14 protein-coding genes are annotated in these 12,477 nt (G+C 69.1%); 11 read left to right on the top strand and 3 right to left on the bottom strand.

Going from position 1 to position 12,477, the window contains the following annotated elements; all coding sequences use genetic code 11:
• Together Q8S40_RS07265 and Q8S40_RS07270 are read right to left on the bottom strand one after the other, a co-directional pair.
• Positions 1 to 934: PhnD/SsuA/transferrin family substrate-binding protein (locus Q8S40_RS07265; RefSeq protein WP_305669849.1), on the bottom strand; the 934-nt coding region annotated here is incomplete at its 3' end.
• Positions 935 to 937: 3 nt separating this feature from the next.
• Positions 938 to 2,251: a Rieske 2Fe-2S domain-containing protein gene (locus tag Q8S40_RS07270; RefSeq protein ID WP_305669850.1), complete on the bottom strand. Its 1,314-nt coding sequence runs from the start codon at positions 2,249 to 2,251 to the stop codon at positions 938 to 940.
• Between the two features lie 114 nt (positions 2,252 to 2,365).
• Between Q8S40_RS07270 and Q8S40_RS07275 the strand changes: the two genes are divergently transcribed.
• From Q8S40_RS07275 to Q8S40_RS07290, 4 genes are read left to right on the top strand one after another with little or no spacing between them, the layout of a single operon-like run.
• Positions 2,366 to 3,331 carry a PDR/VanB family oxidoreductase gene (locus tag Q8S40_RS07275; protein WP_305669851.1) on the top strand — a complete coding sequence of 322 codons (966 nt, stop codon included), beginning with the start codon at positions 2,366 to 2,368 and terminating at the stop codon, positions 3,329 to 3,331.
• Complete coding sequence (locus Q8S40_RS07280; RefSeq protein WP_305669852.1) at positions 3,328 to 4,569, top strand: Gfo/Idh/MocA family protein; 1,242 nt, start codon at positions 3,328 to 3,330, stop codon at positions 4,567 to 4,569. Before Q8S40_RS07275 ends, Q8S40_RS07280 begins: the two co-directional genes overlap by 4 nt.
• A 4-nt stretch (positions 4,570 to 4,573) precedes the next feature.
• Positions 4,574 to 4,759 (top strand): hypothetical protein, encoded by a 186-nt coding sequence (locus tag Q8S40_RS07285; protein WP_304807417.1) that lies wholly within the window; start codon positions 4,574 to 4,576, stop codon positions 4,757 to 4,759.
• A complete protein-coding gene (locus Q8S40_RS07290) occupies positions 4,756 to 5,244 on the top strand; it encodes a MarR family winged helix-turn-helix transcriptional regulator (RefSeq protein WP_304807415.1) in 489 nt (162 codons plus the stop codon). The genes Q8S40_RS07285 and Q8S40_RS07290 overlap by 4 nt, the downstream gene beginning before the upstream one ends.
• Here the strand turns inward: Q8S40_RS07290 and Q8S40_RS07295 are convergent.
• The gene (locus Q8S40_RS07295) at positions 5,201 to 5,755 is read right to left on the bottom strand and encodes a nucleoside 2-deoxyribosyltransferase (RefSeq protein WP_305669853.1); all 555 of its coding nucleotides are present in this window, start codon (positions 5,753 to 5,755) and stop codon (positions 5,201 to 5,203) included. The genes Q8S40_RS07290 and Q8S40_RS07295 overlap by 44 nt on opposite strands.
• Positions 5,756 to 5,891: 136 nt before the next feature.
• Between Q8S40_RS07295 and Q8S40_RS07300 the strand changes: the two genes are divergently transcribed.
• The 7 genes from Q8S40_RS07300 to Q8S40_RS07330 all read left to right on the top strand — a co-directional run.
• A complete protein-coding gene (locus tag Q8S40_RS07300) occupies positions 5,892 to 6,761 on the top strand; it encodes a xanthine dehydrogenase family protein subunit M (RefSeq protein ID WP_305669854.1) in 870 nt (289 codons plus the stop codon).
• Positions 6,758 to 7,240 carry a (2Fe-2S)-binding protein gene (locus Q8S40_RS07305; protein ID WP_305669855.1) on the top strand — a complete coding sequence of 161 codons (483 nt, stop codon included), beginning with the start codon at positions 6,758 to 6,760 and terminating at the stop codon, positions 7,238 to 7,240. The genes Q8S40_RS07300 and Q8S40_RS07305 overlap by 4 nt, the downstream gene beginning before the upstream one ends.
• Complete coding sequence (locus Q8S40_RS07310) at positions 7,237 to 9,570, top strand: xanthine dehydrogenase family protein molybdopterin-binding subunit (protein WP_305669856.1); 2,334 nt, start codon at positions 7,237 to 7,239, stop codon at positions 9,568 to 9,570. Before Q8S40_RS07305 ends, Q8S40_RS07310 begins: the two co-directional genes overlap by 4 nt.
• A complete protein-coding gene (locus Q8S40_RS07315; protein WP_305669857.1) occupies positions 9,563 to 10,345 on the top strand; it encodes an ABC transporter ATP-binding protein in 783 nt (260 codons plus the stop codon). Before Q8S40_RS07310 ends, Q8S40_RS07315 begins: the two co-directional genes overlap by 8 nt.
• On the top strand, positions 10,338 to 11,204 hold the full coding sequence (locus Q8S40_RS07320) for an ABC transporter permease (RefSeq protein WP_304807404.1): 867 nt from the start codon (positions 10,338 to 10,340) through the stop codon (positions 11,202 to 11,204). The genes Q8S40_RS07315 and Q8S40_RS07320 overlap by 8 nt, the downstream gene beginning before the upstream one ends.
• Positions 11,201 to 12,118, top strand: a complete 918-nt coding sequence (locus Q8S40_RS07325; protein ID WP_305669858.1) for an ABC transporter permease — start codon at positions 11,201 to 11,203, stop codon at positions 12,116 to 12,118. Before Q8S40_RS07320 ends, Q8S40_RS07325 begins: the two co-directional genes overlap by 4 nt.
• A 17-nt stretch (positions 12,119 to 12,135) precedes the next feature.
• A partial coding sequence (locus Q8S40_RS07330; RefSeq protein ID WP_305669859.1) for an ABC transporter substrate-binding protein occupies positions 12,136 to 12,477 on the top strand: 342 nt, incomplete at its 3' end.

The raw sequence follows: 12,477 nt of genomic DNA on the forward strand, positions 1-12,477 counted from the left end.
GGCTCGACAGGCCCTGGGCATGGTGGTGGCGCAGGAACCATTCGAAGACGTGGCGGTTCGCTGTCAGTCCGTAGGAGAAGAAGTCATCGCCCATCAGCTTGCGGGCGGCGCGCAGATTTTCCTCCACGAAGGGCAGCGTGACCTTGGTGGCGGAGGTGTCGGCCAGCCTCGCCAGCGCCACGGCCTTGGATTTCTCAAAGGCTTTCTGGACTGCCGCGGGCAGCCAGGGGTGCCGGTCCACCAGGGTCTTCCGAACCCCCAGCACATGCATGACGGGAAAGATGCGGGTCTTGCGGAACCAGGCCTGCGCGGCGGCGGTCGGGTCCGGGTACAGCCAGTCGATATGTGGCTCACCACGCTCGAAGCAGGAGGGCGCGCGTGGGCCCATCACACCGTCCAGCTCGCCCGCCGACAGCATGCCGGAAATCGTGGCCCCTTCCGGCGCATTCTCGATCCTCACGCCTGGCGGGAGCTGCAGAAGAATCTTCTCGACCCGGCCGGGCGTGTCGTAGCCGCCGCGCACCCAGGTGATCTCCTCGGGGCGAACGCCATGCTCCTCCTCCAGGATCGCCCGCGCCCAGACATTGGCGGTGAGCTGATACTCCGGGATGCCGATGCGCTTCCCGCGCAGATCCTCCGGCCGCGCAATGCCGTGATCGGTCCGCACCACGATGCAGGTGTGACGGAAGGCGCGGGAGGGAAACACCGGCACGGCGACATAGGGAGAGTCCCCCTTGGCGACCCGCACGGCGTAGGAGGACAGCGACAATTCGCAGATGTCAAAGGCCTCATGCCGGAAAGCGCGGAAGAAGATCTCCTCCGGCTCCAGCAGCATGAATTGCGGATCGACCGCATCGATCTGCACCTCCCCATCCACCAGCGGGCGCATGCGGTCATAGGGGCCGATGGCGATAGAAAGCTGGAGTTTCGTCACCTGCTATTCCGCCGCGATCTGGGACGGGGCGTCGACGAACAGGCTGCGTTCCATCTCCGTCGTCCCGAAGCTCCGCCAATCTGTGGTTTTGGGCACCACGCCTTCGAAGCTTGAGATATCCTTCAGCGGCACGCGCGGTTCCGTCCGGCCGAGTGCCGGGGCACCCTCGGCCAGGGCGCGCGCCGCCTCGATCATCAGGCGGCGCCATTGCACGATGGCGACGTCACTGGCGCCGAGGCGTTCGGTGGTACGGTCGGCGATCGGGCCCATGCTCTCCCACATCGCCATGTCCTGCGCCGGGATGCCCTTGATGCCGGTGAAATTGCCCAGCGCCATCAGGCGGCGATCCTGACCGTAGTCATTCTCGCGCACCCGGTTCTTCTGCCACTCCGCATCCACGTCGATGCCCGGCTGCAGCGCCAGGAATTTGCGCCAGTCCTCGGTGGAGGGCACGTCCGGCCCTTCGCCCCAGGCCATGAAATAGAACCAGCTGTGGTGGTCATCGATCGGCACCGTCACCTGCGCCACGTTGTAGCTGGCATTGGGCGGGATCAGCGATGTGACAGGTGCGACGAAGGTGGTGATGCGGACATAGTCATGGGTTGCCGCATTGGCGATCGGCCGGCGAATGGCGGCGTAGCGGAAGCCGTAGGAGGTCAGCTGCACCTGCAGCTTCGGCGCCTTGTCCGTCGATGGCCGCGTCCAGTTCTTTGCATTCGCCCCGGCCCGGCCAACGCGGGCCGGCACCATGTCTGAGGAATGCAGCGAGGAGGAGTGGGCGCTGTCGATCTGCCCCTCGACGATCTGCGCCCAGTTGCAGGGCACCATGGTCTTGCCGATGGCGACGCGCGTCTCCGGCGTCGGCGCGAAGGGCGGCGGTTCGAATGCCGGCATGTCGGCGCGGTCGCCGAGAAAGGCCCAGACGAAGCCACCGGCCTCCTCCACCGGGAAGCTCGGATGCTTGAAGCGGGCGGCGGCGCAGGCCTCCGGCGGCTCGCTCGGCATTTCGAGGACGTTGCCCTCCACGTCGATCTTCCAGCCGTGATACAGGCAGCGCAGGCCGCCTTCCTCGTTGCGGCCGTAATAGAGGGACGCCTTGCGATGCGGGCAGGCCTCCGCCACCAGGCCGAGGCGGCCCTCGCTGTCGCGGAAGGCCACCAGCTTTTCGCCCAGCACCTGCACCCGTACGGGCTTGCCGTCCGGCTCCTCCACCTCCTCCGACAGGCAGACCGGCAGCCAGTGGCTTCGCATCAGCCGGCCCATCGGGGCATCGCCGGTGACGCGGCAGAGCAGGTCGTTTTCGTCCTGGGTGAGCATGGCGGTCCCTCCCATATGCTTAGGTCGCTAAGATATGCGGCGAGGGCCTTGGGCTGTCCAGGGCGGTTGACCCGGTTTGATTAGCTTTCTAAGTATTTTCCGGACTTTGAGAGGATGGCGGCATTGGAAGACGGCTTCACCCCGCTGCGAGTCCTGGCCGCCGAACGCATTGCGGAGGATATCTTCCGCTTCGACCTAGCGCATCCGTCCGGCGCGGATCTGCCCGAATTCACCGCTGGCGCGCATCTGCGGGTGCAGGTGCCAGGGGGGGTGGAACGGCGCTACTCGCTGTGTTCCGACCCCGGCGAGACGGCGGGCTATTCCATCGCGGTGAAGCGAGATGCGGCGGGCCAGGGTGGGTCGGTGGCGCTTTGCGATGGGGTAAAGGCCGGCGACCTGCTGCCCTGCGCGCCGCCGCGGAACGATTTCCCGCTGGCGGGGCGCCCGGCCGCGCGGCTGTTCATCGCGGGCGGCATCGGCATCACGCCGATCATGGCGATGATCCGGCATCTGGAAGCGGTGGGCGGGCCGCCCTGGAAGCTGGTCTACCTCACCCGCTCCGCCGCGCAGACCGCCTTCCTGGCGGAGCTTCAGCCCTTCCGCGGCAAGGTGACGATCCACCATGATGGCGGCGATCCCGACCGCGCCTTCGACCTGTGGCCCCTGCTGGAACAGCCGAAGGGCCGGCACATCCATTGCTGCGGGCCGCGCGGGCTGATGCAGGCGGTGCGGGACATGACCGGCCACTGGTCCTCCGCCGCCGTGCATTTCGAGGATTTTTCGGCCGGCAGCGGGCAGAAGCGGCCGGATGATGTGGCCTTCACGGCGCGGCTCGCGCGCTCGGGCACCGAAATCCCCGTTCCGGCGGGCACCACCCTGCTGGCGGCGCTGCATGCGGCCGGCCATGCCGTGCCCTTTTCCTGCGAAAGCGGCACCTGCGGGTCCTGCCGCACCGGGCTGGTCTCGGGCCAGGTTGATCATCGCGACCTGGTGCTGATGGAGCATGAGAAGGCCATGGCCATACTGCCCTGCGTCTCCCGCGCCGCACCGGGCTGCGACACGCTGGTGCTCGACCTGTGACGCGGGAGGCTGCGCCGGAGCTGGATCTGCGCCCGCCGGAGCCGGCGCGGCGGCTGCGGCTCGGCGTGGCGGGGCTTGGCCGCGCCTTCATGTTGATGTTGCCGAGCCTGGCGCACCACCCGCGCATCCAGCTCGTCGCCTGCGCCGATCCGCGGCCGGAGGCGCGCATCCGCTTCACCGCCGATTTCGACGCGCCCGCCTATGCCGATTTCGGCGCGCTGTGCGAGGACCGCCAGGTGGAGGCGATCTACCTGGCCACGCCGCACCAGTTTCACGCGGCGCAGGTGGCACGTGCGGCGGATGCCGGGAAACACCTGCTGGTGGAGAAACCCCTGGCGGTGACGCTGGCGGAAGCGGCCTCGATGGTGGAACGCGCCCGGGCCGCCGGGGTGCGGCTGCTGTTGGGCCACAGCCATGGCCAGGACGGTCCGGTGCTGGCCGCGCGCCGCATGATCGCCGCCCGGGAATACGGCGCGCCGCGCATGATCACCGCGCTGAACTACACCGATTTCCTGTACCGCCCGCGCCGGCCGGAGGAGCTGGACACCAGCCAGGGCGGCGGCGTGGTGTTCAGCCAGGGCGCGCATCAGGTGGATGTGGTGCGGCTGCTCGGCGGCGGCCTGGTCCGGTCGGTCCGTGCCGCGACCGGCGCCTGGGACCCGGCGCGGCCGACGGAAGGCGCCTATACCGCCTTCCTCGATTTCGAGAATGGCTGCACCGCCAGCCTGACCTATTCCGGCTATGGCCGCTTCGACAGCGATGTGTTCCTCGATTGGGTGGGGGAGATGGGACAGCCGAAGGACCCGTCCCGCCACGGCATGGCCCGCGCCGCCCTGGCGGGCCTGCCTGATGCGGCGGCCGAGGCGGCGCTGAAGGCGACCCGCACCTATGGCGCCCCCGGCCACCCCCCCGGCCTGCCACCGGCCGAGCCGCCGCGCTTCCACAACCAGTTCGGCCTGGTGATCGCGAGCTGCGAGCGGGCCGACCTCCGGCTGACCGCGCAGGGCGTGGAGATCCACGGCGACACCACTCGCCTGCTCCGCAAGACCCCGCTGCCCGCGGTGCCGCGTGGGGAGGTGCTGGACGAGCTTTGTGCTGCCGTGCTGGATGGCACCCCGCCGCTGCATGACGGCGCCTGGGGCATGGCCACGCTGGAGGCCTGCCTCGCCATCCTGCAATCCGCCCGCGAGGGCCGAGAGGTCGCGCTGCACCACCAGGTGGCGCCGAAGGACAAGTGACACGATGCCCACCCTCCGAATCGAGCCGCGCCAGGACACCGCCACCGGCCTGTTCTTCCTGGAAGTTTTCCTGCCCGCCGAGGCCGCCTCCCCCTTCGTCAGCACCGCGCCCCGTTATGCCAGTGCCGCGGCGGCGGAGCAGGACCTGATCGCGACCCTGACCGCCGCGGCGAACCGACCCCGCGCATGAGCGACCGCGAATCGGCGCTGCCTTTCGACGAAAGCCTCGGCTACCTGGTGCGGGATCTGAACCGTCGCATCCAGCGCAACCTCCAGGCCCGCATCCAGCCCAGCGGCGCCACGCTCGGCGCCTGGTATTTCCTGCGCGTGCTGTGGGAGGAAGAAAGCCTGACCCAGCGCGAATTGGCGCAGCGCATCGGCATGCAGGAACCCACCGCGGTCATCGCCCTGCGCGGCATGGAGGAAGCCGGCTGGATCATCCGCGACCGCAGCGAGGAAGACCGCCGCAAGGTGCATATCCGCCTGACCGATGCCGGCCGCGCCCTGCGCGGCACGCTGCTGCCGGAAGCCAAGGCGGTGATCAGCCAGGCGCTCGGCGGCATGAGCGCGGCGGAGGTCGACACCCTGCTCGATCTGCTGCGGCGCGCTCGCGCCAATCTGGCGGAACCGCCTATCGCGCCAGGTGCGCCGCGGCGGCGGCGACGCACAGGCTGAAGACCTCCAGCGAATCGAAGGGCAGATCTGCGCCGCCCGGCGGCAGGAAGATGGGCAGACCGCCGGAATGCTCCACGGCACCGGGTATCATGAGATTATCCGGCAGCCCGAAGCCGCCCACCGTCAGCCCTGCCATCGGGTCCGGCACCGCCGCCGTCTGCAGCAAGCTGCGGGCCGCAAAGGGCGTGGCACTGTTGGAATAGCCGAAGATCGGCCGGCCCCGCCCGAGAAACCAGCCTAGCTCCACCAGCGTACCGGCATCGGCGGAGGCGCCGCGGAACGGGGTGAGGTTGGCGATCACCAGATTGGCGCGCTCCATCATCGCCAGGTCCTTGGCAAAGATAACCCGCCACGCCTCGGCCTCCGGCATGGCCGCCAGGGAGGCGACGTCCTCGTTCAGGGGCGGCAGGGCGGTGATGCCATGCCGGGCGCAGATCGCGGATTTCCGGGCCGCCTGCGCCAGGGCGTCGGGCAGAAAAACGTCGGGACCAGCGAGATAGGCGAGAGGCATGGCGCCAAGCTGACCACGCGGCGCGCAGCCTGTGCAAGCGGCGGGCAGAAGCGCTGCCGATGGGCGCCCTTATTGGAAAACGGCTCTGGCCCGCCACGGGGCGCTTCTGGCAGGGTCGCGCCATGAGGATATCGATTTGAAGCCGGCCCCCTTCGCCTGGCATGCGCCGGATGAACTGGAGGCAGCCCTGGCGCTGAAGGCCGAGCATGGCGGCGAGGCGCGCTTCCTGGCCGGCGGGCAATCCCTGGTTCCCGCGATGAACTTCCGGGTGGCGCAGCCGGCGGTGCTGGTGGATCTGAACCGCATAGCGACGCTCGATACGCTCGGCTTTACCGCCGATGGCACACTGGTGATCGGCGCGATGTGCCGCTACCGGCGTATCGAACGCGATGCCGACGTGGCCCGCCGCCTGCCAATGCTGGCGGAGGCGCTGGCGGAGGTGGCGCATCCGCAGATCCGAACCCGCGGCACCCTGGCCGGCAACCTGTGCCACGCCGATCCGGCGAGCGAGATGCCGGCGGTGATGCTTGCGCTGGCAGCCCGCTTCCTGCTGCGCCGGAAGGGCGGCGAAAGGCTGGTCGCGGCGCGGGACTTCTTCCTCGGCCCGCTGGCGACCGCGCTGGCGGAGGATGAGATGCTGGCGGAAATCCACATCCCTGCCCTGCCGCCCGGTAGCGGCACGGCGTTTCTGGAAGTGGCGCGGCGTCGCGGCGACTACGCGATGATGGGCGTCGCGGCGGTGCTGCGGCGCGGGGCGGATGGGCGCTGCGCCGCGGCGCGACTGACGCTGTGCAGCGCCGGGCCGGTTCCGCTGGCGGCGGACCGCGCCGCTTCCAGCCTGCTCGGCACCCGCCTGACCGCCGGGGATTTCGCCGCAGCCGCGGCGCTGGTCGGGGCCGAGATCGACCCGATGGGCAGCGTTCAGGCCTCGCCCGCCTATCAGCGCCACTTGGCCGGCGTGCTGGTGACACGCGCGCTGTCCCTGGCCGCGGAGCGTGCGGCATGAAGATCACTGTCCGAATCAACGGCGCCAACCACACGCGGGATGTCGAGCCGCGCCTGCTGCTGAGCGACTTCCTGCGCCACGACTGCGGCCTGACCGGCACCCATGTCGGCTGCGAGCACGGTGTCTGCGGCGCCTGCACCATCCTGTGGGACGGCGCACCCGCCCGTGCCTGCCTAGCCTTTGCGGTGCAGGCGGAGGGGCATGAGCTTCGCACCGTGGAGGGCCTCGCCCCCGGCCCGGGCCAGCTCAACCCGCTGCAGCAGGCGTTCCAGGATTCGCACGGCCTGCAATGCGGCTACTGCACGCCTGGCATCCTGATGACGATGACCGCCTTCCTCGAGGAAAACCCGAAGCCGGATGAGGCGCAGGTGCGAGAGGCCCTGTCCGGCAATCTCTGCCGCTGCACCGGCTACCAGCACATCGTCGACGCCGTGCTGCGGGCGGCCCGAGCTGCGGAGCAGCGAAAGCCAAACGCATGAACAGCTTCGGCCGCCCGCTGACCCGCAACGAGGACCCGCGCCTGCTGCGTGGCGAGGCGCTGTTCGTCGATGATGTAGAACTGCCCGGGCTGCTGCATGTGGCGTTCTTCCGCAGCCCGCATGCGCATGCGCATCTGGTGTCGCTCGACGTCACGGCGGCGCGTGCGCGGGAAGGCGTGGTGGCCGTGGTGACCGCGGCCGATCTCGGCGATTATTGGCAGCCAGGACCGCTGCTGGTGCCCCCGCCGCCGGTGCCGGGGATGGTGTTCAACCAACGCTGCCAGGTCCCGCTGGTCCGCGACACCGCGCGCCATGTGGGCGAGCCCGTCGCCATGGTGATCGCCGCGAGCCGCTACATCGCCGAGGACGCCGTGGGCGACATCTCCGCGGAATGGGAAACGCTACCCGCGGTCGGTGACCTTGAGGCCGCGCTCGCATCCGGTACAGCGTATGTGCACGCTGATCTCGGCACCAATGTCGCGGCAGAGGTGCATCAGGCGCGCGGCGACTACGACGCGGCGGCCCGCGCCGCGCATCTCATTTTGAAGCGCCGCTTCACCTATGACCGCGGCGCCTCCATCCCGATGGAAACGCGCGGCGTGGTCGCGCAATGGGACCCGCGCGCGGATCGGCTGACGGTTTGGGACACGACCCAGGCGCCGGTCGTCATCCGCAACGGGCTCGCGGGCATGCTCGGGCTGAGCGAGCGGCAGGTGCGCGTCGTCGCGCCAAATATCGGCGGCGGCTTCGGGCCGAAGATGATGATGTTCTACCCCGAGGAAGTGCTGGTGCCCTGGGCCGCGATGCGCCTCGGCCGGCCGGTGAAATGGATCGAGGACCGGTTGGAGCATTTCTTCGCCACCACGCATGAACGCAGCCAGATCCATGATGCCGAAATCGCGCTGGATGCCTCGGGCAAGATCCTCGGCGTGAAGGATGTGTTCCTGCACGATACCGGTGCCTATGACCCCTATGGGCTGACGGTGCCGCTGAACAGCCAGTGCACGCTGCTCGGCTGCTACGTTGTGCCGGCCTATGACAGCCGCTTCACCGCCGTCTTCACCAACCGCACGCTGGTCACGCCCTATCGCGGCGCCGGTCGGCAGCACGGCGTCTTCGTGATGGAGCGTTTGCTGGATCTGGCGGCACGGGAACTGGGGCTGGACCGCGCGGAAATCCGGCGGCGCAATTTCATCCCGGCCGACGCCTTCCCCTTCGACCAGGGCGTGATCTACCAGGATTTTTCGCGCCTCAGCTATGACAGCGGCGACTACGAGCCGATCCTCGACAAGGCGCTGGCTGCCATCGGCTACGCGGACTTCATCGCGCGGGTGCAGCCGGAGGCACGCGCGGCCGGGCGCAGCCTGGGTCTTGGCCTGGTCTGCTATGTCGAGGGTACCGGCATCGGCCCCTATGAGGGCGCGAAGGTGCAGGTGCAGAGCTCGGGCAAGGTCAGCCTCGCCACTGGCATCGGCAGCCAGGGCCAGGGCCACGCCACCGCCTTCGCCCAGGTGGTCGCCGAGCAGCTCGGCGTCGATGTGCGGGATGTGGAGGTGACGACCGGCGATACCGACCAGTTCTATTGGGGCGTCGGCACCTTTGCGAGCCGAGGCGCCGTGGTGGCGGGCAGCGCGGCGCATGAGGCGGCGAAGGTGGTGCGCCAGAAGGTCCTGAAGACAGCGGCGGCGCATTTCGAATGCGCGGAGGAAGACCTCGTCCTCGCGGACGGCAAGGTGCATGTCGCCGGCGTGCCCGACCATGCCATCACGCTCGGCAAACTGGCGGGGCTGGCGAACCCGATGCGCGGCGCCGTCACGCCCGGCACCGAGCCCGGGCTCGAGGCCACCAGCTATTTCGGACCCGCCAGCGGCGCCACGGCGAGCGGCGTGCATGCGATGATCATCGAGTTTGATGCCGGCACGCTGCGCCCCACCATCCTGGATTATGTGGTGGTGCATGATTGCGGCACGGTGATCAATCCGCTGATCCTCGCAGGACAGATTCATGGCGGCGTCGCACAGGGCATCGGCAACGCCTTCTTTGAACAACTCGCCTGGGACGAGAATGGCCAGCTCCTGAACGCCAGCCTGGCCGACTACCTGATCCCCACAGCACTCGACGTGCCGCGCATGCGGCTGGAACACACCGTCACGCCCTCCCCCCTCAATCCGCTCGGGGTGAAGGGCGCCGGTGAGGCGGGTGCCATCCCGGTCGGCGCGCTGTTCGCGCAGGCGATCGAGGATGCGCTGCAACTGCCGGCGCGGGGCATCGAGATCCTGGAAATGCCACTCGGCCCCTCCCGTCTTTTCGAGATTACACAGCGTGGCTGAACCCGTCATCGCCGCCCGCGACCTGTCGCTTGTCTTCACCACGCGGGACGGCCCGGTGCAGGCGCTGTCCAACGTCAACCTGGACATCGCGCCGGGGGAGTTCATTTCCCTGATCGGACCCTCCGGCTGCGGCAAGACCACGCTGCTCCGCGTCATCGCCGACCTCGAACACGCAACCGGCGGCAGCATTGCGGTGAATGGCCGCACGCCGGAACAGGCGCGGCTGGCACGGGATTATGGCTATGTCTTTCAGGCTCCGGCGCTCTATCCGTGGCGGACCGTCCTGGGCAATGTGATGCTGCCGTTGGAGATCATGGGCATTCCGCGTGCGGAGCGTGCGGCGCGGGCAAAGGCGCAGCTCGCGCTGGTCAACCTCTCGGGCTTCGAGCGCAAGTTCCCGTGGCAGCTTTCCGGCGGCATGCAGCAGCGCGCCTCCATCGCGCGTGCGCTCGCCTTCGAGCCCAGGCTGCTGCTGATGGATGAACCCTTCGGCGCGCTGGATGAGATTGTCCGGGACCATCTGAACGAACAGCTGCTGAAGCTCTGGGCCGCGACCCGGAAGACGGTGGTCTTCGTGACCCATTCGATTCCGGAGGCGGTTTTCCTCTCCACCCGCATTGTCGTGATGTCGCCTCGACCGGGGCGAATCACGGATATCATTGATTGCGACCTCGGCCTCGACCGTCCGCTCGAAATCCGCGAAACGCCCGAATTCCTCCGCATCGCGCAGCGGGTGCGCGAAGGGCTGCGCGCCGGCCATTCCTACGATGTCTAGGAACCTCCTGCCCGTACTGACCATCTGCGCCGGCCTGATCCTGCTGTGGTATGGCGGTGCCATCTGGATGAACTGGCAGGTCGTGGCGGATACGCAGGCGCGCGCCGGCGCCACGCCGGGCCTGATGGACATGGTCCGCCTGACGTTGAACCACGCCCGCCCGCTGCTGCCCGCGCCGCACCAGATCCTGGATGAGCTGTGGCGCAGCACCGCCACGCTGCCCGTCACCTCTCGCCGCAGCCTGGTGCATCATGCCTGGGTCACGCTTTCCGCCGCGCTGGTGGGCTTCGGCATGGGCACGGCCGTTGGCGTGCTGCTGGCCGTCGCGGTGGTGCATATCCGGGCGCTGGAACGCAGCCTGATGCCGTGGATCGTGGCCTCCCAGGCCGTGCCGGTGCTGGCGCTGGCGCCGATCGTCATCGTAGCGCTTGGTGCCATGGGGCTTGAGGGGCTGCTGCCGAAGGCGATCATCGCCGCCTATCTGTGCTTCTTCCCCATCGCCATCGGCATGGTGAAGGGGCTGCGCGCGCCGGATGCCATGGCGCGGGACCTGATGCGAACCTGGTCGGCCACACCGGCGCAGATGTTCTGGAAGCTGCGCCTGCCGGCCTCCCTGCCCTTTCTGTTCGCCGGGTTGAAGGTGGCGATGGCCGCGGCGGTGGTCGGCGCCATCGTGGCGGAGCTGCCGGCCGGGGCGCAGGCGGGGCTCGGCGCACGGCTGCTGGCAGGGTCCTATTTCGGCCAGACCATCCAGATCTGGGCGGCCCTGGTGGCAGCCGCGATCCTTTCCGCCACGCTGGTCGGCGCCCTGGGCGCGGCGGAACGCGCCGTGGCGCGACGCATGGGCATGCGGGCGTGACGGCGCTGCTGGCCCTGGCCGTCATCGCCAGCTTCGGCGCACTGACGGTGGCCGCGCATGCCGGGGCAGCAGGGGCGCTGTTCTGGACCAGCGTCATCGCGGCAACAGGGTTGGCCGCCTGGCTGGTGCAGCGCCTGGGTGATGCGCCGGAACGCGGCCTGCCTTCGCTCGGCGCACCGCTTGTGTTCGGCGCCGCGCTGCTCGCGCTGTGGGAGGTACTGGTGGTCGGCCTCAGCGTTCCGATGGTGCTGCTGCCCGCACCCTCGGCCATCGCGCTGCGCATGGCCTCCGCCGGGCCGCTGCTGTGGCAGGATTTCACGCAGACCTTCCTGAAGGCAGTACTGGCCGGTTACGCCATCGGCTGCGGTGCGGGGTTCATGTTGGCGCTGGTGGCGGACCGGGTGCCGTTCCTGCGGCGCGGCCTGTTGCCGCTCGGCCATCTGGTGGCGGCGCTGCCGGTGGTGGGCATCGCGCCGATCATGGTGATGTGGTTCGGCTTCGACTGGCCGTCCAAGGCCGCCGTCGTCGTCGCCATGACCTTCTTCCCGATGCTGGTGAACACCGTGGCGGGCCTCGCCGCCGCCGGTGCGCTGGAGCGCGACCTGATGCGCAGCTACGCCGCCAGCCCCGGCCAGACGCTGTGGCTGCTGAAACTGCCAGCGGCCCTGCCGTTCATCTTTACCGCGCTGAAGGTCAACGCGCCGCTGGCGCTGATCGGCGCGATCGTCGCGGAGTTCTTCGGCAGCCCGACCTACGGCATGGGCTTCCGCATCACGACGGAGGCCGCGAAACTCGCGCTCGATCTGGTCTGGGCGGAAATCATTGTCGCGGCGGTGGCGGGTTCGGCATTCTACGGGCTGGTCGCCCTGGCCGAGCGCGCCGCGACCTTCTGGCACCCTTCGGTCCGCTCATGACAACAGGAGAGACAGCTATGCGACGAGCCATTCTGAGTGGGCTGGTAGGCCTCGGCCTGCTGGCAGGTGCCGCGGCGGCACAGGCGCAAGAACGCGTGACCCTGCAGCTGAAGTGGGTCACCCAGGCGCAGTTCGCCGGCTACTACGTGGCGCAGGCGCGCGGCATGTACCGTGCCGCCAACCTCGACGTGCGGATCAATGCCGGTGGACCGGACATCGCCCCGCCGCAGATCATGGCCGGCGGCCGTGCCGATGTGGTGGTGGAGTGGATGCCGGCGGCGCTGGCCAGCCGGGAGCGTGGCGTGCCGCTGGTGAACATCGCGCAGCCCTTCAAGCAATCCGGCCTGATGCTGACCTGC

This window comes from Falsiroseomonas sp., from assembly GCF_030695085.1.
Taxonomy (GTDB): Bacteria; Pseudomonadota; Alphaproteobacteria; order Acetobacterales; family Acetobacteraceae; genus Falsiroseomonas.